Here is a 24,455-nt window from a genome sequence, read left to right as displayed (position 1 = left end):
TCCCAAGCATTTCAATAGAAATATATTATTATAAAAATGACATAATTTTCGTTACTCTATATCAATAATCTATAACGACTTAGATAAATCATCAAATGATTTCAACTGTCTCAAAATTAACTCAAGTTTATCAATTTCAAGCATACAAGGTCCATCACTTGGTGCACAAGATGGATTTTCATGAACTTCTGCAAAAATGCCAGCTATTTTCGTTGCAGAAAGAGCTGCACGAGAAAGCAAAGTAACAAATTTTCTCTCACCGCCACTAACACTTCCCTGCCCTCCTGGCTGCTGAACAGAGTGAGTAGCATCAAAAATTACAGGATATCCAAAATCTCTCATAATATCAAGCCCACGCATATCTGATATTAAAGTATTGTACCCAAAACTAGTACCACGCTCTGTAAGCATTATTTTATCATTTTCAAAACTTTCCATCTTTCCAATTATATTTTTTACATCCCACGGAGCAAGAAATTGACCTTTTTTTACATTGACAACCTTTCCAGTTTGAGCCGCAGCTTTAAGTAAATCAGTCTGTCTACATAAAAATGCCGGAATTTGCAAAACATCCACAAAATCAGCGATCTCGTTACAATGATTTTCATTGTGCACATCAGTTAAAATTGGACAATTAACAGATTTTTTTATTTGTGAAAAAATCTCTTTCGCAGCTTCAATTCCAACGCCTCTTTTACTACTACTTGAGCTTCGATTTGCCTTGTCAAAAGATGATTTAAAAATAAAAGGCATTCCTATTTTTTTGCATATTTCCGATATTTTAGTTGCAATCATTAGGCTATGCTCAAGAGACTCAATTTGACATGGCCCGGCAATTAAAACCATTGGATTTTCATTTGATATACATATATCTTTTACTTTAATAACTTTTTGCATATCTAATCAACAAAGTAAATCTACAATAATATCATTTTTCATAAAGTCAAGAATTTTCACTTGACAAATAAAAAAATTAAAATAGATACTTAATATAAGTGGCGGATGTAGCTCAGCTGGTAGAGCGTTGGTTTGTGGTACCAAATGTCGCGGGTTCAAGCCCCGTCGTTCGCCCCATTTATTCATATAACTTTAAACTTTATACCATTAAAATAACATTAATATATTGTTATTATTATAAACTGTATTAATAGTTTTATAAGAAATAGGGGCAGTAATAAAATAAATTGGTACCTGCGGGCGGACTTGAACCGCCACGGCCTTACAGCCAACGGATTTTAAGTCCGTTATGTCTACCGATTCCATCACGCAGGCACATTTGCAAAAATGGTATATACATGATATAAATAAAAATCAAGAAGTTTTTGCTTTCATATTAAAAATATTTCTTGACAAATAATCACAATAGAACCAAGTACACATTCGCATACGTCTTATATATGAATATATACGAATATCTATCACTTATAGCATCAATTATCTGCTTATTTGCAAATCTATATGTCCATAAAACTGGTAACACAAGAATATACGCATGTCTCACGTTAATTACATCAATAATGTTCTTAATTAGCGCAATTGGATTTTTTAACCGAGGCGCTATAGCAAGCGAAATTATGTGGCTTTGCGTAAGTTTATACGGCATTGTAAAAAAAAGAAATAAATAATTATAATTTTATTCTTGACTTAAAAATTTATCGTGTTAGAAATTTCTAAAATATAACTTTTTTAAAGTATTTATGAAAAATTTTTTCTTGTGGATTGCAATCTTTTTTCTAGGATTCTCAATTTTAGATACAGTAATTTCTGATAAAAATGTCGCAACTGAAATTCAAATGTCTGAATTTTTAAAACTAACAGAAGAAAAAAAAGTTGAATCTGTTTTAATGGCGGATGAAAAAGTCTACATCTTCATAAAGGAGGCATACAAACTTCCAAAACAGCCAAATCAAAAGGAAAATGTAATTAAATCTGTTGTTGAAAAAACAACTAAAGAAGTTGTTGATGTGAAAAAATCTCCAAAGCCTGACTATATATCATATATAAATCCATATTATAGCACAAGAATTATTGACGATTTAAAAAAAGCAGACTCAAAAATTGAAATTCAAAAACGTGACGATGGCGGGCTTGCCGGAAGGATTTTTAACATACTTGGAATGCTTCTTTCTTGGCTTCCACTCTTGTTAATTCTTGGCTTTTGGATAAGCATGAATAGACAAATGAATGGCGGTTCCAAAGGTGGATCTGGCGGTGGCGGAATGATGGGCGGAAATCCATTTTCATTCGGTAAAAGCAAGGCAAAAGCTATAATGCCAAAAGACATAAAAACAAGATTTAAAGATGTCGCTGGAATAGACGAAGCCAAGGCCGATCTTGAAGAAATGGTAGATTTCCTAAAGGCACCGTTTAAATACAGAAAAATCGGTGCAAAAATTCCAAAAGGTTGCCTTCTTGTCGGCCAACCCGGAACTGGTAAAACCCTGCTTGCAAAAGCAATTGCTGGCGAAGCTGGTGTGCCATTTTTCTTTATATCCGGCTCAGATTTTGTTGAAATGTTCGTTGGCGTGGGCGCAAGCCGCGTTCGTGACTTATTTGGTCAAGCAAAAAAACACAATCCATGTATAATATTTATCGATGAAATCGATGCAGTTGGTCGTCACCGTGGAATTGGAAATGGCGGCGGAAATGACGAACGTGAGCAAACTTTAAATCAAATGCTTGTTGAAATGGATGGTTTTGAAGAAAATTCAGGCATAATAGTTCTTGCAGCAACTAACCGCCCGGATGTTTTAGATCCTGCACTTTTACGCCCTGGAAGATTTGATCGTCAAATAGTAGTGAGTATGCCGGATGTCAATGGTAGAGAGGAAATTTTAAAAGTGCATACCAAAAATGTTAAACTTGCGCCCGATATAAATATTAGAAATATCGCGCGTGGAACTCCAGGTTTTTCCGGTGCTGAGCTTGCAAATGTTGTAAATGAGGCTGCACTTTTGGCGGCAAAAAGAGGTCAAAGCATAGTGCAAAATCAAGATTTTGAAGATGCAAAAGACAAAATAATGATGGGAAGTGAAAGAAAATCGCTAAAAATGAAGGATGAAGAAAAGAAATTAACCGCTTATCACGAAGGTGCACACGCACTAGTTGGTCTTGACATGCCAGCATCTGATCCAATTCATAAAGCAACAATAATCCCACGCGGCCGCGCTCTTGGAATGGTAATGCGCCTTCCTGAAGACGATAGATTCTCACTCACGCGCGAGAAAATGCACGCCGATCTTGCGGTTGCCATGGCAGGACGTGTTGCCGAAGAGATGATTTTCGGATACAATAAAGTCACAAGTGGTGCGTCATCTGATATAAAAATGGCGACAAATCTTGCGCGCGCAATGGTGACAGAATGGGGCTTAACAGAAAGTATTGGAAATGTAAATCACGCTGGTGAATCTCGAGACATCTATATTGGCGGCTCAAAATCTCGTTATCACTGCTCAGAACATAGCGCTCAAATAATTGACGACGAAGTGAAAAAACTTGTTCAAGGCGGATTTGAAACTGCAAAGGAAATCTTATCTCGCAGAATAGATGACTTACACGCCCTTGCAAAGGCACTTCTTGAATACGAAACTCTAACTGGAGACGAAATAAAAGACATACTATCTGGCAAAAAGATCCGCGAGAATTTACCAAAAGAAGATGAAATCTCGGCTGATGCAAATCTTGGATTAAAAAGGGGATTTGCAAGTAATTTGTAGTACAAAAAATATGTCAATTAAAATTACATCTGGGTTTTTAAAAAACAGAAACCTGCCATTTACACCAAAATTCCTTAACCATAATCGCGTTAGACCAACATCAAATTACACAAAGCAATTGATTATGAATTTAATAAAAAATGGCAATATCATAAGCTCTCAATTTACTCTTGAAAACTCTACCGTTGCTGATTTGTGCTGCGGAACTGGCGCAATGGGATTTGAATTTATATCAAATGGAGCAAAAAAATGTTATTTTATAGACTCAAATGAAAAAATAATAAAAATTATAAAAAATATAGCTACAGAATATAACATCAAAGACAAAACTGAAACCATGCCAAGTATTACAAACATACGAAAATTAAATGATAGTCTTGATTTAATATTCATAGATCCACCATATCAAGAGCAAGAACGAATAGTTTCAAACTTCCTAAATATTGCAAAAAAATCTGATGCAGTCAGCGAAAAAACTTTAATATTAATAGAGGCTTTTCAAGATCCAACGCAGTTTTTAATAGAAAATGAATGCAATGTGTTGTTATCAAAAAAATCTGTTTCCGACACTTATATTTTGTGTTGCAAAATCAAATAAATCAATTGACATAATATACAAATTTCGTTTGACTTTAAAAATTATTCAGTATTACAATTTAAAAATTTTGCACTTTAATGAAAAAAGTCAACGCCAAAGAAACATTTAAAACGCTAGGTTTTGCTTTGCTTTTTGCTACAGTTTTTAGAACATTTTTTTTTCAGCCATTTGCTATACCATCTGGTTCAATGATGCCAAATTTAATACTTGGTGACAAGCTTTTAGTAGAAAAATTTATATACGGTTATTCAAAATACTCTTTTCCATTAAATATGATACCATTTTCTGGCAAAATACTAGACTTCAAAGCACCAGAAAGAGGCGATATTGTCGTATTTAAACTACCGGAGCAAGGAAATGAATATTTTATTAAAAGAGTAATTGGATTGCCTGGCGATGAAATTGAGGTTAAAAATGGAATAGTTTATGTAAATGGAAAAGCAAATAAAACAGAATATATAAAAAAAGATGTTTTAAATATTCAAGCAGATGGCATTCCATTTACTTTAGCAAAATATGCTTACGAAAATGGTTACAATAGCGTACCAGTTTATATGTATAAAGAAAAAAATATCGATAATTACTCTTATTATATATATAAATTTTCAAAAGACGGTAATTTTATGGATGATAATTTTGCAAAAGTTAAGGTTCCAGAAAATCACTATTTTATGATGGGCGATAACAGAAATAACTCTGCAGATAGCAGATTTCAAAGCATGGGATTTGTAAGTGAAGATAAAATAATAGGAAAGGCACGAATGATTTTCTTTTCTTCATCAGCTCATTTTTATGAAATTAATAAATTTTCCAGTGAAATTTATTGGAATAGAATGCTACAAAGGCTTGATAAAAATATTGAAAGCTAAGATAATTTTCTTTAAATATTGACAATTAAATATAATGATTTAACATTTGTAAAATCTTTTTAAGATATGATTGAAAATGATGAAATTACAAAACTTGCAAAATCCGCAAAACTTGAATTTACAAAAGAAGCGGTTGAAAAAATTCAAAGCAATCTAAATTCAATAATAAACTGGATATCGGAAATACAAAAAATAGATACAGACAATATATTACCACTTGTAAATTTAATATCCGATGAAAAATATCAAATAAAACAAGAGAAAATAGATTATACAATTGACCCAAGGAAAACGATAGAGGTAAACGATGATTTATACTTTAAAGTTGTTAAAGTAATTGATTAAGAAATAAAATTATCATACATTCTAAGCAGGACTTTTGTAATATCGTGCCTTGCAAATTCCTTGTCATCAATTTTTGAAATTCCTGCAATTCTAATAGTTGAAGAGCTTGAAAAAACCTCGTCTGCATCGAGTATTTCGTCTATTGAAAAATCTGTTTCCAAAGCTTTAAAACCAGAAATAATTTTTGCATCCTCGCTATTTAAAAATTTTACATATTCACCGCAGTTAAGTAACTGTAAAATGCGAAATCTCGTTATCCCAGGCAGAAGTTTGTGTGAAAGTGGCGGAGTTTTTATCACATTATTTTTGATTATAAAAATATTTCCACGAGATGTTTCGCAGATTTTTCCATCCTCATGATATAAAACCTCGCCATATCCGTCTTTTTCAAATTTTGCCCTCAAGATCACCGATGGCAAAAGGGATGTTATCTTTATATCGCGATATTTCCAGCGAATATCCTCATGTAATTTTGCCGAAATTAATTTTAAATTCTCAGTTCCAACGCCGCAATCCGCATCTTGCACTTCAATCATGAAATTTTGAGGCATTTTTGAAAAATCACTTACCCATCTATCGCCCTCGCCTCTTGAAATTACTATTATTAATCTACCTTTTTCCACTTTATTGTCGGCCATTAATTTATGCGCAATCGCAAAAATTTCGTCTTTTTGCAAGTCAAGGTTCATGAAAATCCGCGATGCAGTATTTGAAATACGCTCATAGTGCTTATCAAAATCGATGATTTTTCCATTATGAATAAGCATTATGTCATACATTCCGTCTCCAAAGTGAAAACCCCTGTCATCAACGCTGATTTTCGCATTTTCTCTAGTAATATAAGAGCCGTTTAGAAAAATTGTGCTCATAACTTTATCAAATACCTAAAATCGTTAATAAATCCAGCAAGCATAAGCAAAATTACAACCCCAAAACCAAGATTATAGATTAAAAACTGCACTTTTTTTGGAATTTCGCGACGAATAATGACTTGAATTAAGTTCATTAAAATGTGCCCGCCGTCTAAAACTGGAATCGGAACTATATTCATAACCCCCACCCCAATTGAGATTATTGCAATTAGCATCATAAATTTTTGAATGCCAACTTTGGATGCTTCGTGTGAAATTTTGCCGATTTTAAGCGGTCCGCTTAGCTCTTTTATTGTTCTTTGTCCCGTTAAAAGCTGATAAACGCCGCGCGCTGTATCACCTGTCATTGAAATTGTGTCGATAAAACCTTGCTTTATTGCAGGTATAGGAGCAAAATTTTCATGCACAGTTTCACCGCCAGCAACGCCAATCATACATCTTTTTTGTACGCGCCCTAGAAAATCAGTCGTTTCCATGCGAACTGGTGTTATTTTTTGCGATAAAATCTTGCCTTTTCTTAAAATTTCAAACTCAAGAGGATTACAGCCACTAAAGGTAATAATTTTAGTTACCTGCATGAAATCGTCAATTTTTACGCCATTTACAGACAAAACTTCATCCCCAATTTTAAATGCACTTGCTGCAGGACTGTCACTTGCAATGTGCGAAACAACAGGTTTTATCTTGTCTTTTCCCCAAAATCCAAGAATGAAAACCGTGATCACAAAAGCAAGAATTACGTTTGCAAGTGGGCCGGCAATTGATATAGCGATTTTTTGCCAAGGCGATTTAAACTCAAAAGAATGCGATTTTTCATCGTCATTTTCGTATTTAAAATCGTCTTTTTTCGGGCTATCGCTTTGCCCAAGCATTTGCACATATCCGCCAATTGGAAACATGCAAAACTTCCATCTTGTTCCATGCTTATCGTTAAAACCAAAAATCTCCCTACCCATGCCTATTGCAAAGGCTTCAACCTTTACGCCACACCATTTTGCAACAACAAAATGACCAAATTCGTGCACAAAAGCTATAATTGTAATCATCACTCCAAGCCAAAATGCGCCAAGTAGTATAGAATACCAAGATGTAAAAATTGTCGTTAAAACCTGCATATTTTATATAAATCTTTTCTTATTGACAATAAAGAATAAATAAATTATTGTAAAGTAAATTTTTTGTAAAATGCAAATTAATGATCTAATCGCAACATTTTTTTATTCTGGAAAATCACCTAAAATGCCTGGAACTATGGGCACTTTTGCAGCTCTAATTACATCAATTCCACTGTTATTTTTTGACAAAAATTTTGCTTTTATATGCTTTGTAATTTCTATTATAACCCTTGTCATTGGCGTTAAAAGTGCCGATATTTACTCAAAAAAAGTGAAAAATTCAGATCCAAAAGAAGTTGTAATTGACGAGGTTTGCGGATATTATATATCTATTACTATATTCTTCTTTATTTGCGGAAATTTCTGCGAAAAACAACAATTTTCATCACTATTGCTGAACTTCTTTATGTTTAGATTTTTCGATATTATAAAACCATTTCCAATATCCTATATAGACAAGAATACCAAAGGTGGAATAGGGATTATGTTAGACGATGTTATTGCTGGAATTTTTTCATCAATAACATCAATCATGGCAATTAAAATACTTTATTAAAAATCATGAAGATTATTTTTTTAACGCATTTCCACTACATATATCAAACATGATATCATAGCATGCTTTTATAACTTCATAAAAATCACGAAGGGCGGTCATCATAATACAAAATCAACATTATTATTATTTTCACAAGAAAGTCTAGCAACTTTATCAAAACTTCTATCTTGATAAATCTTTACTATACTTGGTGCATTCTTCTCGTAAGAAGAAATTCTTTTTTCAAAAATCTCAATTTTATCATCAGATCTACCTTCTTTTTTAGACCTATCATTCATTCTCTTTGTCAGAATCTTTCTATCGCAATCTATCACAATAACTTTTTTTAACTCTATATTGTTTTCAATCATTACTTTATCCAAAATTTCAACTTGATCAACCATTCTCGGTATACCATCAAAAATATAAAAATCATAAGAACTATTTTCCCTTATATAGTCAGAGATCATCTTCTTTATTTCAGCTGATGATACAAGTTTTCCTGAAGTGATAAGAGATTTATTATTACCATTAGCTGATTTTCTAAGCAAATCACCAGTTGAAACATGCAAGGTATTTTTCTTTTTTTCTGTAATTTTTTTTGCAATATAACCCTTACCAGAAGCTGGTGCACCAATTAAAATATATGCTTCTTTTTTATTAGCGACATCTTTTTTATTAATGTAATTACAGGATACAAGAGAAACAAACAATAAAAATAAAGTAAAATATTTAGTCATATAAACTACGATAAAAACTTTGAAGCAACTAAACCTGTTCCAAGTGGTATCAATCTACCAACTGCTATATTTTCTTTACAACCCTTTAAGGTATCAATCTTGCTAAACGCAGCCGCATTTGAAAGAACCTTTACAACTTCTTGGAATGCCGCAGCAGCAATAAAAGATTCTGTATTAACAGATACTTTTGTAATACCAGTTAACACCTGTTCATATTCAATTAAAGCTCTATTCTCACCTTTTAAAGCTCTATTCATAGCATTAAGTGTAAAAATTGAAACACTTTCACCAGAAGACAACGTTGAGTCACCAGGATTTTTTATAATACATCTACTAAGCATAGATCTTACAATAATCTCAATATGTTTGTTATCAATTTTAACACCCTGCAATTTGTAAACAGATTGAACTTTACCCAAAATCGCATGAGTTACACTTTCAATTCCATTTGTTTTCAATACATCATGTATATTTGTGTCACCATCAACCAGAGTATCACCCTTCAAAACAATCTGACCATTATCAATTTTAACATATTTACCTTTTTTGATAAAAAATGAAACTGGCTCTGAATCTGAATTAATTGGATTTAACTCAATTCTAATTTTTAACCTAGGCGAAGTGTCTATTGTCGCAATTGCATCAAAAGGTGATATAACTGAAGGTTTACTTGGCACCCTAGCCTCAAAAATACCCTCAACTATCGGAAGTCCACCGGTAATATCTTGTATTGCATTAACATCTGTTTGAACTCTGGCAATACATTCACCAGCTTCAATTTTTTGCCCATTTAAAACAGGAACAACTGCTCCAAATGGAAGTATAAAGAATACATCATTTCCATTTTCATCTTTAACGCAATTCCCTTTAGCATCAACTATCTCTATTCTAGGTAGCAGATACTTTCCAGTTCTGGAAGAGTCAAGGATTATTTTATTTGATACACCTGTGTTTTCATCCATTCTCTCTCTAAATGAAACAGACTCAACCATATCTTCATATTTTATATAACCAGAAAATTCAGAGAAAACTTGGGTTACATAAGAATCCCAGGTTGCTATCTTTGTGCCAACATCAATACTATCATCATCATTTACAAATATCGTTGCACCCCTTGGAATTACATATTCGGCAAAAACTCTACTACCATTACGCGACAATATAGCAATTTTACCGTTATCTTTTACCGTAAATACTCCATCTTTCCCTTGAACGGTCTTAAAATTAATCATTTTTATAATTCCTTTTGCTTCTGAAGATATTGTCTTTGTAGCAGATCTTGAAGATATACCACCCATTTGGAATGTTCTAAGTGTCAACTGTGTACCTGGTTCACCAATCGCTTGTGCAGCTATAATACCAACAGGCTCTCCTTCTGAAACCATTCTTCTCCTTGACACATCTATACCGTAGCACATCGCACACATTCCATTTTCGGATTTACAAGTAACTGGAGATCTAACAACAATGGAGGACAGGGAATCAACTACATCAGAATTGGCAAGAGTAATAACTTCATTTTTCTTTAAAATAATCTTATCTTCAAAATCCAATATATCATGAGCAATAACTCTACCAAATACCATTTCTGATAATTTTTCAACAACCTTTCCATCAAGCATCAATGGTTTAAAAGTTATTCCATCACTAGAACCACAATCATGTTCGCGAATAACGCAATCTTGGGAAACATCAACTAGTCTTCTTGTTAAATAACCTGCGTCTGCAGTTCTAAGTGCCGTATCTGCGACACCCTTTCTTGAACCATGTGTAGAATTGAAATACTCCATCATATTTAAGCCTTCCTTGAAATTTGATATAATCGGAGTTTCAATAACCTCACCAGAAGGTTTAACCATAAGACCCCTCATTCCAGCCATTTGCTTTAACTGAGCCTCCGAACCTCTTGCTCCAGAATTAACCATTAAATATACGGAATTAACTTTACTAGTATCCGCATCCTGTACAACATATTTCATCATTTCTTTTGTTACAAGATCAACACATCTTGACCATTCATCTGTAACTTTATTATATTTTTCTTTATTTGTAATATAGCCAGATGAAAATTGCGTCTCTGCATTTTTAACAACTTCCAAACTTTGTTTTATAAACTCTTGTTTTGAGCTTGGTATTTTAACATCATTTTTACCAAATGATATACCAGATTTTGTACAAACTGAAAACCCAAATCTCATTATATCATCACAAAACTCAATCATTGCTTTTTGACCACATTGATCGAGAATCCAAGATACAGTCTTTGATAAATGCTTTGCATTAAAAACATTATTAAATATTTCAAATCCATCTCCATTTTTCAGCGGAGTTCTTTTATAAACAAGAAGTCGTCCAGGACATGTGTCAACTATATTAACCTTGCCACCTTCAGAGATAAACCTGAATTTAATTGCCGATTGATAATTTATCTTTCCAAGATCAATAAATAATTCTATAGTGTCCAAATCATCTAAAACTACACCGCTTCCAACTTCATCTTTGAATATAGAAGTTGCATAAAACAGACCAAGTACAACATCTTTAGTTGGCGATATAATTGGTGAACCATCTGATGGACTCAAGGCGTTATTAGACGACAACATCAGCAATCTCGCCTCCATTTGAGCCTCTATTGAAAGTGGAACATGGACAGCCATCTGGTCACCATCAAAGTCGGCATTGAATGCCTTACAGCATAAAGGATGTAATTGTATAGCCTTTGCTTCAATTAATTTCGGCTCAAATGCCTGTATACCAAGTCTATGCAATGTTGGAGCTCTGTTTAATAATACAACCTTATCTTTAATAATTGACTCAAGAATTTCCACAACCTCAGGCGAGCCAGAATCAACAAATTTTCCAGCAGATTTTATAGATGACACCCTTCCATATGATATTAATTTTGAAAATATAAATGGCTTAAATAATTCAATTGCCATAGCTCTTGGAAGACCGCATTGATGAAGTTTTAATTCAGGACCAACTGATATAACAGATCTACCGGAATAGTCAACCCTTTTACCAAGTAAATTTTGTCTAAATCTACCATTCTTACCCTTTAAACTCGCAGTTATAGACTTTAAAGGTCTTTGATTTGGACTTCTTTTTGTATCGGCATCAAACAATGAGTCTACTGCAATCTGAAGCATTCTTTTTTCATTTATAATTATAATCTCAGGTGCACCTATAGTGATAAGTCTTTTTAATCTATTATTCCTATTTATAACCCGTCTGTAAAGTTCGTTAAGATCGGAAGATGCAAATTTCCCACCAGAAAGCATAACAAGGGGTCTTAATTCTGGAGGAAGAACACCTATTCTCGTTAAAACCATCCATTCAAGTTGGTTGCCAGATGATTTAAAATTGGAAAAAAACAACAATCTCTTCTCAGCATTTTTAATCTTTAGTGCAGATTTAGTTGTTGCTATTTGTTTTTTTAAATCCTCTATTTCATCATCAATATTGACACTTTGCAGAGCCATTCTAATTCCATCGCCACCTATTCCAATCTGTACGGCAGTTGTTCCAAATTCAGATATAGCATCATCATATTCTTGATCAGATAAAATCTGAAATCTTGATAATGTTGAATTTCCTGGGTTAATAACAATATATGAATGATAATAAGCAACCCTCTCAACATCTTTCATTTGTATCCCAAGGGCCATGGCAATTTTTGAAGGCTGAGATTTGAAAAACCATTTATGAATAACTGGTGTAACAAGATCTATGTGCCCCATCCTTTCGCGTCTCACTTTTGACAAGGTCACCATTACATCACATTTATCACAAACTATTCCCTTGTATTTAATTCTTTTGTATTTTCCGCACAAACATTCATAATCCCTTATTGGGCCAAAAATTTTCGCACAAAATAAACCATCTCTCTCAGGCTTTAATGTTCTATAATTAATTGTCTCATGCGTCTTAACCTCACCATATGAATTACGCAAAATTTCATCTGGACTAGCAATACCAAGCTGAATAGCTGAAAATGCAAAACTTGAAACCCCAGAAGAACTTCCATTTATATTACTCATACCCGCCATAATTAAACAATATTAATCTTTTAAAGAAACACTTAAACCAAGAGACGATAGTTCTTTTATCAAAACATTAAACGACTCAGGCATGCCATGCTGGAAATCATTTGAACCTTTAACTATGCTACTATATATCTTCCTTCTTCCATCTATATCATCAGACTTAACGGTCAACATTTCATTCAATGTATAAGCAGCACCATAAGCTTCCAGAGCCCAACACTCCATTTCGCCAAGTCTTTGTCCACCAAAATTAGCCTTACCACCCAAAGGTTGCTGAGTAATTAAACTATATGGACCAACAGATCTTGCGTGTATTTTCCTGTCAACAAGGTGATGCAGTTTTAATATATACATTGAACCAACCGATACTTTACGATCAAATTTCTGACCACTTATACCATCGTACAAATCAACTTGCCCAGACTCATCACAGCCAGCCAGAGACAACATCTTGCCAACATCTTCATAATTTAATCCAGAAAACACAGGAACGGCAAATGGTATACCAGAGGTGTACTTTTTGGCTATATCTAAAATCTTATTATTGTCTTTTACAGTTTTAATTTCATCTAAAATGTTATTGTCGGTAATAGATTTTAATAAAATTTCCTTCACTTCTGAGACATTTTTATAAGACTTTAAAACATCCTTAATCTTCTTACCAAATGTTATCGAGGCAAGACCCAGACCAAGCTCAAGAATTTGTCCAAAGTTCATACGAGCAACGATACCAAGAGGATTGATTATCATATCAACCGGCTCACCATCCTCGGTAAAAGGCATATCAGCAACTGGCACAACTTTAGATATAATACCCTTGTTACCATGTCTACCAGCTATTTTATCCCCAGGCTGTAACAGATTTTTCATTGCAATTCTAACTTTAACAACATAAAGAGTTCCACCAGTAAAATCTTTCTCCTCTCTTATTTTTGTTGCCAAAACCTTATGTTCATTTTCTATACTCTTAACTATATCAGAATAATGTTTAATTAAATTATAAAAAACATCAGAAACATCGTTGTCATCCACTTTAATTTTTGCAATATCGGAAAACGAAAGAGATTTAATAAATGAATCACTTAATTCACGAGAAATTGGTATATTTGACAATTTGGAAGATTTAGCAATTTTTAACTTAGCAATAATATCCTTCAAAGATAAGCAAATTTCATTTTTCAAGACAGAAATCTTCTCATCAAAGTCTCTTTGCAAATTATACATTTTTTCTGACTCAATTTCGATCTGCCTGCTTAACTTATTTATACCCCTTCTAGACAAAATATCGACATCCACAACAACGCCAAAATATCCAGGAGGAACAACTAATGAAACATCTTTAACATCTGCAATCTTTTCATCAAAAATAGCCCTTAAAAGTTTTTCTTCTGGAGTAATAGGAGTTTCTGCTTTTGGAGTTAACTTCCCAACTAATATATCACCTGGTTTTACAAATGTACCAAGTTTTACAATACCAGATTCATCAAGATTAACAACAGCATTCTCACTTAGACCTGGAATATCTTTTGTAACCTCTTCAGAGCCAAGCCTTGTATCTATAACAGATGTTTCAAATTCCTCTATATGAATTGATGTAAAATTATCATCAGCAACAAATCTATCGGAAACAATTACAGAATCTTCATAACCATAACCATTCCAAGACATAAATGCAACCCTTGCATTTCTTCCTATTGCGATTTCTTCAAAGTCTGACGAATACCCATCTGCTATAACTTGACCAGCAGATACAATGTCACCAACTTTAATGCAAGGTTTAAAATTTATACAAGTAGACTGATTTGTTCTTTCAAATCTCTTTAAATTAAATGTGTACAAACTCTTTGATTTATCACCAGATGAAACAATTATCATATCAGAATCTACATATCTAACGATACCATTGCATGTAGATTTTATTGTTCCAGATGATTTTCTTCCAATAAAACCCTCAAGACCTGTTCCAATTAAGGGCGCTTCTGTTTTCACAAGTGGTACAGCCTGTCTTTGCATGTTAGAACCCATTAAAACTCTGTATGCATCGTTATTTTCAAGGAATGGTATTAAACTTGCAATTGATGAAAGCGCCTGATTTGGAGCTATGTCTATTAAATCAACAGATTCAGCAGATGCAGTTATAAAATCACCACCCCTTCTAACACTTACAATATCATCAGAAATAAAATTATCATTCATGTATTTCACATTATAACTCGATATAGAATATTTCATTTCTTTTGTTGCATCAAGATAAACTATTTCATCTGTTATAATTCTATTTTTTACAACTCTATAAGGCGTCTCAAGAAAGCCATAATCATTAATCTTTGCAAAAGAAGAAAGATTGTTAATTAAACCAATATTTTGGCTATCAGGAGTTTCAACTATACATATTCTTCCATAGTGAGTAAAGTGAACGTCTCTTACTTCAAGACCAACCCTATCCCTCTCAACACCACCTGCACCAAGAGCAGATATTCTTCTTTTGTGACCAAGTTCAGACAGTGGATTTGTCTGTTCCATTAACTGCGACAACTGAGATGTTAAAAAGAAATCTTTAATAACCTTAGACATTTGATTTGGAGTAAACAAATCCAAGGGTGACACAGAAACACCAGAATTCAAGGTTGACATCTTGTCAATCGCAGATTTTACCAATTTCGGCATGTTGTTTCTTATTATATTTGAAACAAGCTCAGACGGAACCCTTATTCTTCTGTTACCAAGATGATCTATATCCTCCATATCAAGAGATTTTTCCTTTATTAAAATAAGTCTTTTAATAATATCAATAATGTCTTCTTCTAGTAAAGACTCAGAATCCGCATCTTTGCCAAGTATAGTATTTATTTTATATCTACCAACTCTCGAAATATTGCATTTACTTTTATCAAAAAAGAAGGATCTTGCAACATTTACCACATCCTTACTATCAAAATTCTCAGTTTTCCTTAGCATCTTTAAGAGTGATGACGCATGAACTGCGTTATCTGAATCTGTTACATCGTTAATTTCGCGCAAAATTATATCAAAAAAATCCTTCGATATAAAGTCAATTAAAGAAATAGACTTCTTATCATCTTTCATTATCTTTTTCAGATCTTCTATTTTTAGTCTTTGACCAGACTTAAAATTACCAAAATCACCGTATGCATAAGAAAAATTTGCAATGTCATCAAGCTTGCAATTAATGCCATGTTGTTTTATAATTTCCAGCCTCTTGCCTGTAACAATTGATCCAGATTCAACAATAACATCATCGCCATCTTTTGAATATAAATTAAATTTCAATCTATCTAACGATATATTTTTCAAATCAATATCCAAGGAAACAATATCAAGTTTATCATTCAACAACTTACAATCGATCTTATTATAAAACGATGAAATAATCTTATGCCTATCTATACCAAGAGAAAACAAAAAATTAAACAAAGGCATTTTCTTCCTTTTGTCAATTAGAACCTCTATAAAATCAGAATTATGCATTGCAAAATCAATCCAAGTTCCTGTATAAGGTACTATACTAGCTGAATAAACCGATGTCGAACCAAATTTATCAGAAGTAAAGAAAAGACCAGGAGATCTGTGTATTTGAGAAACAACAACTCTTTCAACCCCATTTAATATAAATCTACCATCACTTGTAATACATGGAACGGAAAACAATAAAACCTCTTGCTCTATTATTCCAGATAAAAACTTAGTTTTGTCTCCATTTCCAGCATCGGAAAACATTTCCATTTTCAATTTTACAAAAATATCAGAAGAGTAGGTAAGACCCATTCTGATGCATTCTGATTCTGAATAGACAGGATCTTTTACCTCTGAAGAAATATAGCTTATAACAAAGTTACCAAACAGACATTTAATAGGGAAAAAGGTTGACAGTATTGAATCTATAGAGTCATGAGATTTCTTTAACAAAAATTCCCTATAAGCAACCTCTTGAACAGAAAAAACCCTGTTCATAAAGTCAAACGTCTCGGAAGGATATAGTGCTAAGTAATTCCTAAAACCGCTATCTAAAATTGTTGACATCTTACTAAAATAATACCCGAAAAATTAAAATACAAAAGAAATAAGCAAACAAAGCAATACTAAGAGCTATTACATATATTCAACTCTCAAAAAAGAGCATATGTTTTACTTTATTTCAGCCTTAACTCCTGCAGCCTCTAACTTGTTCTTAACTTCCTCAGCTTCTTCTTTCTTCAAACCTTCTTTTACAGCCTTTGGAGCACCTTCAACAAGAGCTTTGGCTTCAGCAAGTCCAAGATTTGTTATTTCTCTGACAACTTTTATGGCAGCAATTTTATTTGCACTTCCATCAACCAAGATAACATCAAAAGATGACTTTTCCTGTGCAGGGGCAGCTGCGGATGAGGCAGCAGGTGCTGATGCAACAGTAGCGGAAACACCCCACTGAGACTCAAGCTCTTTAACTAAAGCTATCATATCTGACACTTTTAGATCGGACAATGTTTGAACAATTTTATTAACTTCTGACATAACACAACAATAAAAAAATTAAATACTACTTTTCTGATTTAAAACACCAGCAATACCATTGTAAGAACTTTTTAGAATTCCAACAAGATAAGATTTTAAACCATTTTCATTTATAAACTTAGCCATTTTATGCAAATCTTCTTTTTCGGAAATTGTAGATTTGTCAGAAAAAAACTCAAAAGATATCTTCTCAAAGGTGACAAATTTATTCAATATAGAAGATACAGCTATAGGATCCTTGGTTGCAACAATGGCGATCTGACCCTTTAGTCTATTTATAAAATCATCTTTTGAGTTGATATCATCTGATTTTCTAATGGCTATGGAATTTATCTTATTTTTCACAACAACAACTTTATCACCTGTCTCATCAAATAATGATTTTCTTAAAGAGAAAAAATCATTTGATTTTAATCCTTTAAAATTAAAAACAAAAAGATAGTCATTTTCTTGACAAGATTTTATAACAGAGTTTATAATATTGTTTTTCGCATCTTTATCCATATTACAAAATAACCTTACAAACAAAACCCATTGTACTAGACAAACAAACGCGTCTAACAAACACACCTGTAACAGACTGAGGCTTTAATTGATTCAATCTATCAAAAACCTCTTTTGTGTTTTCAAGCAATTTACTAGATTCAAAGTCAATCTTGCCAATATCACATTTTACATATCCAAATTTATTACTGTTAATCATAACATTTTTTAAAACAGTATCCTGCACTTCAGATTTCAAAATCTCAGATGTCTTAAAAATTGTACCGTTTTTAATATTAGGCATTATCCCAGCAATACCAAGAACTCTTGATGAACCAGTTGATGCTATATCTTTCATCATTGACTCGGTAGTAAAACATATTGAGTACTTTCTTAAATCAATTTTATTTGAAGATATTTGCTCAAGCAAATCTCTACCGCCGCAAAGAAAAATATTTGGATCAAGTGATGTCAAATCAGAATCGGATATAACTATAACATTTGGAGACTTACCATGACCATTTGGCAGTCTTACAAACGACTTTATCATTTGATCAGATCTTTTCCCATCGATTCCTAATTCAAACTCAAGGGAAATAGTTTCATTAAACTTAGCTTTAAAAGCTGAAGTTTTTCCATTTTTAAAAGTAACTGTGTCTTTAGAGTAATTGAGTAGTAAAGATAGAGCTTCTTCTATTGGTTTAGTCTCAGCAATCTGAAATTTACTTTTAATTTCATGTAATCTTTTTGAAGCCATAAAAAAATCAATTAATAACCTTTATACCCATTGACCTAGCAGTACCAGCAATAACATTCATTGCGGCATCAACTGTCATAACAGACATGTCCTGCATTTTAACTTGAGCAACCTTTCTAACTTGGTCTAAGCTCATTTCGTAAACTATATTTTTTCCGGGTTCTTTTGAACCACTTGTAATTCCACACTCTTCCTTAATAAGATCCGATGCAGAAGGAAGATTAACCTTTAAAGTGAAGGATTTGTCTTTCGGATTAATAGATATTATAACGGTAACACGCAAATTACCCATATCTTTTGTAATGTCATTAAATTTCTTACAAAAGTCCATTATATTAACGCCTCTTTGACCAAGAACTGAACCAACTGGCGGGGCAGGAGTAGCTTTACCAGGTAGAAGCTGGAGTTTTACAATCGAAATCTTATCTTTGGACATATATATAAATATTTAATGAGTCAAACTCTTTACTACAGAAACATGTTTTTTTTTATTTGCAAGTTTTTTTTTTATTTTTTTTATCATATTTTAATTTTAAATAATAGCAGACTGAATTTTTACTATTGCATTTTCATAAATTTGCCTCACCCTTTCCTTTGATATTGAAAACTTTTTACTTATTTCATCAAGGGTAAGTAGATTATCTGAAATAATCCTATAATAAACTATTTCTTTTTCTCTGGAATTCAATTTTTCATTAATAATTTTTTTAATCTTGTCAATCTTAATTTCCTTGTCACAATCAAGCACAATGTCATCTTTTGATGCAATATAGTCACTGGAAATATCATCAAGGGGCACGTCATTTAAAATCTGACCGTTTAATTGTAAAATTTGATCACTTTTTTTTACCTCACCTTGATTAAAAAACATGCGTTTATAAGCCGCAATTCCACCATTTTTAACCATCGAAAATGAGTTCATTATATATTCCTGAATTTTTGCCCTAATCCACCAAATTGCATAGGTCGCAAAACGAAAACCGCGTCTTGGATCAAACTTTTCCATAGCCTTAATAAGCCCATAATTCCCTTCGGAAATAAGCTCCATTATTGACATTTTGTAGCCAGAAAATTGATAAGCAATCTTAACAACAAGACGCAAATGTGCTTTTATTATTATATTTGCAGCGATTTTATTTTTATTTTCAAAATAATCCATAGCAAGCCTTGATTCTTCCTGTATATCTAAAATTGGAATAGAGTTGACATATGCTATATAGCTCGATAAAGCAAGCTGCGCATCATCAACACTTCTCAAATCGGTACTGACAACATTAGTTATATCCTGATTTTCATCACTTAAATCTTTAATCAAAGTAGTCATAAATTAATTAAAAATATAAACAAACATAATATCATTTTTTTTAAAATCAAGCAATATTTTTTCCATTTTCGCCTATATATAGTTGTCTTGGACGCCAAATTTTTCCCTCATCTTTTGATGCTTCAAGCCACTGCGCACACCAGCCAACGACTCTACCAAGTGCAAACATACCAGTAAACATCTCGGTTTTTACGCCAATTGCATTATATATAATACCTGAGTAAAAATCTACATTTGGGAATAATTTTCTTGATATAAAATATTCATCAGAAAGTGCTGTTTGTTCTAGTTTTTTTGCAATATTTAGCATTTTATTATCGGCAATATTTAAGCTTTCAAATAATTTATCGCAATATTTTTTCACAGCCGCGGCTCTTGGGTCGTAATTTTTGTAGACTCTATGCCCAAAACCCATTAACTTTGCGCCATCGACTTTATTTTTAACATCAGCTACAAAGCCGTCTATTCTACTCTCATCGCCGATTTCATTTAGCATTTTAAGCACAGCTTCATTTGCGCCGCCGTGCAAAGGCCCCCACAGTGCCGCAATTCCACCAGTCACACTGCCGTATAAATCGCATTTTGTAGAGCCAATCATGCGAACGGTTGAGGTTGAAGCGTTTTGTTCGTGGTCAATATGCAGTGATAAAACCTTGTCAAGACATGTCAAAACATCAGTATTTGTGCTGAGTTTGTCATCTAAATTCATCATGGCGAAAGCTGAAGTAAAATCTGCCTCAAGGTTATTTTCTTCATATTTTTTACCCGCAAATTTACAATTAGCAATTGACACAATAAAAAGCATATGCCTGATTACATCGAGACATTTTTTATAATTGTCTTCAGTTTTGCGAATTGGCGCACGAACCCCGGATAAAACCGACATAAGCGTCATAATTGTTGCCATTGGATGGTTTCCATTTGGTAGAGAATCTGCGATGTTGACTAACAATTTCGTCTCAAGTTTAACAGATAAAAGATCGGATTTAAACTTTGCAAATTCATCATTTGATGGAAAATCTCCGTTTAAAATCAAGTAGGTAACTTCTAAAAATGATTTTTTTTCTATAATATCTTCAATTTTATATCCACGGTGTATTAAAGTGCCTTTTTCGCCGTCCAGATATGTTATTTTTGACTTGCAAGACGCTGTAAACATAAAGCCTTCGTCTAAAAAAAACGCATTGTTTTTTTTCAAAACAGGCGACAAATCAAGCACGCTTTCCCCAATTGTAGCATCATTTTTTTGGCAATCAATACCGTCTATATTAATAATATTTTTCATTTTTTAAAAATAACTCCTTTGAATATATAAAAGACATTTTATTTTTGTCAAGTAATTTTAAGTAAAAATATTTTTTTCTTACCTATTTTTAATACAAAATCACCGACCAATACTTTATATTCTATTGCAATTTTTTCATCATTTATAACAACTCCATTTGCTTGAATCATCTTCCTGCACTCACCTTTCGATGGAAATAAATTTAATTCAAAAAGCACATCTACAATTGATTTCTCACCATTTAACTTATATATAAGTTCTTGAGTTGCAGTTTTGTTTTCAAATTCCAAAATAGCCCTTTCAAGAGCAGCTTTCGCCTCACTTTCACCATGGCAATCACTAGTTGCTTCAAATGCCAAGATCTTTTTCTGCTCATTTATATCTTTTTTCACTATTTCATCTACTTCGTTTTTTGAAAATTTCGTAAATAATAAAAGGAATTTCACAACATCTTGATCAGAAATATTGCGAAAATATTGAAAATAATCAAATGACGACATTTTATCGCTATTTAACCAAACAGAACCCTGCTCGCTTTTGCCCATTTTTTTTCCATCACTTCTAGTAATTAAATTAATCGTCATCCCAAAAATATCACCTTTTTTTGCCGATTTTTTACCGATTAAATCAATACCATTTACAATATTTCCCCACTGCTCAGAGCCGCCAATTTGCATACAACAGTCAAAATTATCCCACAGATAATAAAAATCATAAGCCTGAAGAAGCATGTAATTAAATTCGATAAAGCTCATATGAGATTCTCTCTCCAATCTTAATTTTACAGACTCCATGGAAAGCATCTTATTTACGCTAAAATGCGAGCCAACATCACGTAAAAAGTCAATATAAGACATACGAGACATCCATGTGTCATTGTCGAGAAAAATTACATTTTGGTCAATTTTTAGAAATTTTGAAACCGATTTTATAATGCCTTCCTTGTTTTTTTGTATTTCGTCAACCGTTTTCATAAGCCTTGTCTCATCTTTTCCGGATGGATCACCAATTTTCGTTGTCGCACCGCCAAAAATCACGATAATTTTATGACCATGTTTTTGAAAAATTTGCAATGTTTTTAAAACCACTAAATTACCAGCATGAAGCGAGTCAGAAGTCAAGTCAAAACCAGCGTATAAACATATTTTATCTCCACCTGCAAGCCTTTCATCAAGTTTTGCGAGATTTATAAATTCTTTTACAATACCACGATCGCAAAGTTCATTTAAAAGATCTGATTTATATTTCATAATATGTATTTTTGGAAATTTCTTATTATAAAAAATTAATTGTCAAATAATTTAAAACTTATTTTAAAACGAGAAAAAATGCCAAATATTATACAATTTCATGGAAAGTATAATATTTACTTGCTACACAATCAAAGAAGATACTTTATATACAGAAATTTCCTCGTTAATATCGGGGATTTCTGTGCCTGTAAGCCAAATTTGACATTTCAGTTGTCGAAGTTTTGCAATCAAAAAAAGACGGAAATCTGCATCAATAAATGAGGTAAATTCATCGATTAACACAATAGGACAGTGCGATGTTTTGTCTATGATGCTTTGCGCAACGCATATTAAAAATGATGTGATGAGATATTTTTTCTCGCCACTTGAACACATATCGATATTTAGCCCATTTTTTAAGTACCGAATCGCAAAATCATACCTATGACAGCCAAAATTTGTTCGCTCGGAATGCTTGTCTTTCTCGCGAAATTCAAGAAGTTTTGAGGCGATTTTTGTGCTTGCAATATCAAAATCCTCCATCACTATTGAAGATGCGTCACATAAAATGTCAAAAGATAGCTTTAAATCGTTAATTTTTGCATTTTTATTGATGTTTTCAAGGAAATCAAGGCGATTTTTGCATATTTTAATTGAAATATCGGCAATTTGCTTTTCAATTGAGTCAAGCCATGAATTTTGTGTAATTTTCTGATTAATATTGAGAATTTTGTGCCTTTCTTTAGTCAGATTTTCATAGTCTAAAATCAATTTTGCATGATCTTGATGAAAATTAAAGACCATTCTATCAAAAAACTTGCGTCTGGCAGAGCGATTTAGCGCAATTTCAACCTGAATTTCAGGGCTCAGCCAAATCATGCCAAGCAGGTTTTTAAGCTCCATTTGCGCCGAAAGTGGCTTTTGCCCAAGAGTTATTTTCTTTTTTCCATTATGATAAAGTATCTCGATTTTATGTAAAATGTCGTCACCAACTGCAACTTCAAAAGATGCCAAAAAACTGCGATCAACACTTGTATTTTTGACCATATCATGTAAATTTGCACCACGAATTCCGCTTCCCGGTGAAAGCAGCGATATTGCCTCAAGAATATTTGTTTTTCCAGACCCATTTTTATCTATAAATGCTATTATATCGGAGTTTTTTTCAAGTTTGAGCGAAATAATGTCGTGATTACGGAAATTTTTTAGAATTATGCTTTTTATTTTCGTTTCAAGCATTTTGACAAAACCACATCTTTTTCAAGTATTTCACTAAAATAATTAAATGCAAGAATATTATTTCGGCAAAAAATCAACAATATCTCATCCTAAAGCTTTAAATTTGCAATAAAAAATATAGACGATCTACCTGCTTTTACGGCTTTATCGTGATATTTTGTCCTTTTGTAATAAGGGAATTTTGCCAAAATTTCATCTTCTTTTAGCGCGCAAAATTCGATACTATCTGAAAGACTGGAAAGCGTTGCAAAAATATGCTCTTGATACTCAAAATCATCAGTTGCAATAACGATTTTGCCATGTTCTTTAATGCGCGAAAGTAGATGCAAAACATAGTCACGATTAATAATGCGTCTTTCGTTATGTTTTCGCTTTGGCCACGGGTCTGGAAATAGGATGAAAATACTGTCTGCTTTTATTTTTTCATCCAAATTGTCAATAAAAATCCTTCCATCTTCATTATGAAATTTCACAATATTACTCTTTATATCGATGTTTTTTACTTTTTTTATTGAATTAATTATACCGCCACGATAAACATCCATGGCAAGATATAAGCAATTATCGTTGTTTTCAAGGAAAATTTTTGCAAAATCCCCACAGCCACAGCCAATTTCGATAATAAATTTTTTATCACAAGGCGCCAAAGTATCTGCAATATTTTTCTCATTTGCCTTATAATTTAATGTAAAATCTTGCCAAATTTCCTCGTCATTACTTGACTTTTTATACCTGCTTGACGCAAAAGATTTAATATATCTATATATCTTTGTTTTATCCATGA

The 24,455-nt window shown here is 32.7% G+C and carries 21 protein-coding genes and 2 tRNA genes; 7 read left to right on the top strand and 16 right to left on the bottom strand.

Annotated features, from left to right (window positions below; all coding sequences use genetic code 11):
- Window positions 1-69 precede the first annotated feature (69 nt).
- Entirely contained in the window at window positions 70-897 is an 828-nt protein-coding gene (kdsA, locus tag deia_RS01725; RefSeq protein ID WP_146820449.1) for a 3-deoxy-8-phosphooctulonate synthase, read from the bottom strand.
- Between the two features lie 101 nt (window positions 898-998).
- Between kdsA and deia_RS01720 the strand changes: the two genes are divergently transcribed.
- Window positions 999-1,074: transfer RNA gene (locus deia_RS01720), tRNA-His, on the top strand.
- A 111-nt stretch (window positions 1,075-1,185) separates the two neighbouring features.
- Here deia_RS01720 and deia_RS01715 read toward each other — a convergent pair.
- A tRNA-Leu gene (locus tag deia_RS01715) sits at window positions 1,186-1,272 on the bottom strand.
- Between the two features lie 125 nt (window positions 1,273-1,397).
- Here deia_RS01715 and deia_RS01710 point away from each other — a divergent pair.
- The 5 genes from deia_RS01710 (at window position 1,398) to deia_RS01690 (ending at window position 5,528) form a co-directional block, all read left to right on the top strand.
- Complete coding sequence (locus deia_RS01710; RefSeq protein WP_146820448.1) at window positions 1,398-1,625, top strand: CBU_0592 family membrane protein; 228 nt, start codon at window positions 1,398-1,400, stop codon at window positions 1,623-1,625.
- A gap of 72 nt (window positions 1,626-1,697) precedes the next feature.
- A complete protein-coding gene (gene ftsH, locus deia_RS01705) occupies window positions 1,698-3,716 on the top strand; it encodes an ATP-dependent zinc metalloprotease FtsH (protein WP_187694793.1) in 2,019 nt (672 codons plus the stop codon).
- Between the two features lie 10 nt (window positions 3,717-3,726).
- Window positions 3,727-4,314: an RsmD family RNA methyltransferase gene (locus tag deia_RS01700; protein WP_146820447.1), complete on the top strand. Its 588-nt coding sequence runs from the start codon at window positions 3,727-3,729 to the stop codon at window positions 4,312-4,314.
- A gap of 77 nt (window positions 4,315-4,391) precedes the next feature.
- Window positions 4,392-5,183 (top strand): signal peptidase I, encoded by a 792-nt coding sequence (lepB, locus tag deia_RS01695; protein ID WP_146820446.1) that lies wholly within the window; start codon window positions 4,392-4,394, stop codon window positions 5,181-5,183.
- Between the two features lie 66 nt (window positions 5,184-5,249).
- Window positions 5,250-5,528, top strand: a complete 279-nt coding sequence (locus deia_RS01690; RefSeq protein WP_146820445.1) for an Asp-tRNA(Asn)/Glu-tRNA(Gln) amidotransferase subunit GatC — start codon at window positions 5,250-5,252, stop codon at window positions 5,526-5,528.
- Here deia_RS01690 and deia_RS01685 read toward each other — a convergent pair.
- Both deia_RS01685 and deia_RS01680 read right to left on the bottom strand, forming a co-directional pair.
- Window positions 5,525-6,397 (bottom strand): aminotransferase class IV, encoded by an 873-nt coding sequence (locus deia_RS01685; RefSeq protein WP_146820444.1) that lies wholly within the window; start codon window positions 6,395-6,397, stop codon window positions 5,525-5,527. The two genes, deia_RS01690 and deia_RS01685, sit on opposite strands and share 4 nt — an antisense overlap.
- On the bottom strand, window positions 6,394-7,515 hold the full coding sequence (locus deia_RS01680) for a M50 family metallopeptidase (RefSeq protein WP_146820443.1): 1,122 nt from the start codon (window positions 7,513-7,515) through the stop codon (window positions 6,394-6,396). The genes deia_RS01685 and deia_RS01680 overlap by 4 nt, the downstream gene beginning before the upstream one ends.
- Before the next feature lie 70 nt (window positions 7,516-7,585).
- Here deia_RS01680 and deia_RS01675 point away from each other — a divergent pair, with 70 nt between their 5' ends.
- Window positions 7,586-8,071, top strand: coding sequence for a phosphatidylglycerophosphatase A family protein (locus tag deia_RS01675; protein WP_146820442.1), 486 nt, complete (start codon window positions 7,586-7,588; stop codon window positions 8,069-8,071).
- Window positions 8,072-8,172: 101 nt separating this feature from the next.
- Here deia_RS01675 and deia_RS01670 read toward each other — a convergent pair whose 3' ends face one another.
- The 12 genes from deia_RS01670 to deia_RS01615 form a co-directional block, all read right to left on the bottom strand.
- Window positions 8,173-8,793 carry an adenylate kinase family protein gene (locus deia_RS01670; protein WP_146820441.1) on the bottom strand — a complete coding sequence of 207 codons (621 nt, stop codon included), beginning with the start codon at window positions 8,791-8,793 and terminating at the stop codon, window positions 8,173-8,175.
- Window positions 8,794-8,798: 5 nt separating this feature from the next.
- The gene (gene rpoC, locus deia_RS01665) at window positions 8,799-12,842 is read right to left on the bottom strand and encodes a DNA-directed RNA polymerase subunit beta' (protein WP_146820440.1); all 4,044 of its coding nucleotides are present in this window, start codon (window positions 12,840-12,842) and stop codon (window positions 8,799-8,801) included.
- Window positions 12,843-12,854: 12 nt separating this feature from the next.
- Window positions 12,855-16,811 (bottom strand): DNA-directed RNA polymerase subunit beta, encoded by a 3,957-nt coding sequence (rpoB, locus tag deia_RS01660; RefSeq protein WP_410519472.1) that lies wholly within the window; start codon window positions 16,809-16,811, stop codon window positions 12,855-12,857.
- 174 nt (window positions 16,812-16,985) lie between these two features.
- Window positions 16,986-17,351, bottom strand: a complete 366-nt coding sequence (gene rplL / locus deia_RS01655; protein ID WP_146820438.1) for a 50S ribosomal protein L7/L12 — start codon at window positions 17,349-17,351, stop codon at window positions 16,986-16,988.
- Between the two features lie 18 nt (window positions 17,352-17,369).
- Window positions 17,370-17,855, bottom strand: a complete 486-nt coding sequence (rplJ, locus tag deia_RS01650; protein WP_146820437.1) for a 50S ribosomal protein L10 — start codon at window positions 17,853-17,855, stop codon at window positions 17,370-17,372.
- A 1-nt stretch (window position 17,856) separates the two neighbouring features.
- Window positions 17,857-18,591, bottom strand: coding sequence for a hypothetical protein (locus deia_RS01645; RefSeq protein ID WP_146820436.1), 735 nt, complete (start codon window positions 18,589-18,591; stop codon window positions 17,857-17,859).
- Window positions 18,592-18,598: 7 nt separating this feature from the next.
- The gene (gene rplK, locus deia_RS01640) at window positions 18,599-19,027 is read right to left on the bottom strand and encodes a 50S ribosomal protein L11 (RefSeq protein ID WP_146820435.1); all 429 of its coding nucleotides are present in this window, start codon (window positions 19,025-19,027) and stop codon (window positions 18,599-18,601) included.
- A gap of 96 nt (window positions 19,028-19,123) precedes the next feature.
- Window positions 19,124-19,915: a sigma-70 family RNA polymerase sigma factor gene (locus deia_RS01635; protein WP_146820434.1), complete on the bottom strand. Its 792-nt coding sequence runs from the start codon at window positions 19,913-19,915 to the stop codon at window positions 19,124-19,126.
- 46 nt (window positions 19,916-19,961) lie between these two features.
- Window positions 19,962-21,200 (bottom strand): citrate/2-methylcitrate synthase, encoded by a 1,239-nt coding sequence (locus deia_RS01630; RefSeq protein WP_146820433.1) that lies wholly within the window; start codon window positions 21,198-21,200, stop codon window positions 19,962-19,964.
- Window positions 21,201-21,247: 47 nt separating this feature from the next.
- Window positions 21,248-22,450, bottom strand: coding sequence for a tyrosine--tRNA ligase (gene tyrS / locus deia_RS01625; protein WP_146820432.1), 1,203 nt, complete (start codon window positions 22,448-22,450; stop codon window positions 21,248-21,250).
- A 123-nt stretch (window positions 22,451-22,573) separates the two neighbouring features.
- Window positions 22,574-23,671, bottom strand: coding sequence for a DNA replication/repair protein RecF (gene recF, locus deia_RS01620; protein WP_146820431.1), 1,098 nt, complete (start codon window positions 23,669-23,671; stop codon window positions 22,574-22,576).
- Between the two features lie 89 nt (window positions 23,672-23,760).
- Window positions 23,761-24,453 (bottom strand): class I SAM-dependent methyltransferase, encoded by a 693-nt coding sequence (locus deia_RS01615; RefSeq protein WP_161982790.1) that lies wholly within the window; start codon window positions 24,451-24,453, stop codon window positions 23,761-23,763.
- Window positions 24,454-24,455: the final 2 nt, after the last annotated feature.

Source organism: Candidatus Deianiraea vastatrix (assembly GCF_007993655.1).
GTDB classification, from domain to species: domain Bacteria; phylum Pseudomonadota; class Alphaproteobacteria; order Rickettsiales; family Deianiraeaceae; genus Deianiraea; species Deianiraea vastatrix.
Note: the sequence above shows the minus strand (reverse complement) of the source record. Positions and strands in the feature narration are given on the sequence as shown.

Excerpts from the sequence above, each read along its gene's own strand:
- deia_RS01635 (WP_146820434.1), bottom strand. The coding sequence starts at position 19,915 with ATGACTACTTTGATTAAAGATTTAAGTGATGAAAATCAGGATATAACT.
- deia_RS01615 (WP_161982790.1), bottom strand. The coding sequence starts at position 24,453 with ATGGATAAAACAAAGATATATAGATATATTAAATCTTTTGCGTCAAGC.
- deia_RS01700 (WP_146820447.1), top strand. The coding sequence starts at position 3,727 with ATGTCAATTAAAATTACATCTGGGTTTTTAAAAAACAGAAACCTGCCA.
- deia_RS01690 (WP_146820445.1), top strand. The coding sequence starts at position 5,250 with ATGATTGAAAATGATGAAATTACAAAACTTGCAAAATCCGCAAAACTT.
- deia_RS01680 (WP_146820443.1), bottom strand. The coding sequence starts at position 7,515 with ATGCAGGTTTTAACGACAATTTTTACATCTTGGTATTCTATACTACTT.
- rplL (WP_146820438.1), bottom strand. The coding sequence starts at position 17,351 with ATGTCAGAAGTTAATAAAATTGTTCAAACATTGTCCGATCTAAAAGTG.
- recF (WP_146820431.1), bottom strand. The coding sequence starts at position 23,671 with ATGCTTGAAACGAAAATAAAAAGCATAATTCTAAAAAATTTCCGTAAT.
- rplK (WP_146820435.1), bottom strand. The coding sequence starts at position 19,027 with ATGTCCAAAGATAAGATTTCGATTGTAAAACTCCAGCTTCTACCTGGT.
- ftsH (WP_187694793.1), top strand. The coding sequence starts at position 1,698 with ATGAAAAATTTTTTCTTGTGGATTGCAATCTTTTTTCTAGGATTCTCA.
- deia_RS01670 (WP_146820441.1), bottom strand. The coding sequence starts at position 8,793 with ATGACTAAATATTTTACTTTATTTTTATTGTTTGTTTCTCTTGTATCC.
- rpoB (WP_410519472.1), bottom strand. The coding sequence starts at position 16,811 with ATGAACAGGGTTTTTTCTGTTCAAGAGGTTGCTTATAGGGAATTTTTG.
- deia_RS01645 (WP_146820436.1), bottom strand. The coding sequence starts at position 18,591 with ATGGCTTCAAAAAGATTACATGAAATTAAAAGTAAATTTCAGATTGCT.
- rpoC (WP_146820440.1), bottom strand. The coding sequence starts at position 12,842 with ATGGCGGGTATGAGTAATATAAATGGAAGTTCTTCTGGGGTTTCAAGT.
- rplJ (WP_146820437.1), bottom strand. The coding sequence starts at position 17,855 with ATGGATAAAGATGCGAAAAACAATATTATAAACTCTGTTATAAAATCT.
- deia_RS01675 (WP_146820442.1), top strand. The coding sequence starts at position 7,586 with ATGCAAATTAATGATCTAATCGCAACATTTTTTTATTCTGGAAAATCA.
- deia_RS01685 (WP_146820444.1), bottom strand. The coding sequence starts at position 6,397 with ATGAGCACAATTTTTCTAAACGGCTCTTATATTACTAGAGAAAATGCG.
- lepB (WP_146820446.1), top strand. The coding sequence starts at position 4,392 with ATGAAAAAAGTCAACGCCAAAGAAACATTTAAAACGCTAGGTTTTGCT.
- deia_RS01630 (WP_146820433.1), bottom strand. The coding sequence starts at position 21,200 with ATGAAAAATATTATTAATATAGACGGTATTGATTGCCAAAAAAATGAT.
- deia_RS01710 (WP_146820448.1), top strand. The coding sequence starts at position 1,398 with ATGAATATATACGAATATCTATCACTTATAGCATCAATTATCTGCTTA.
- kdsA (WP_146820449.1), bottom strand. The coding sequence starts at position 897 with ATGCAAAAAGTTATTAAAGTAAAAGATATATGTATATCAAATGAAAAT.
- tyrS (WP_146820432.1), bottom strand. The coding sequence starts at position 22,450 with ATGAAATATAAATCAGATCTTTTAAATGAACTTTGCGATCGTGGTATT.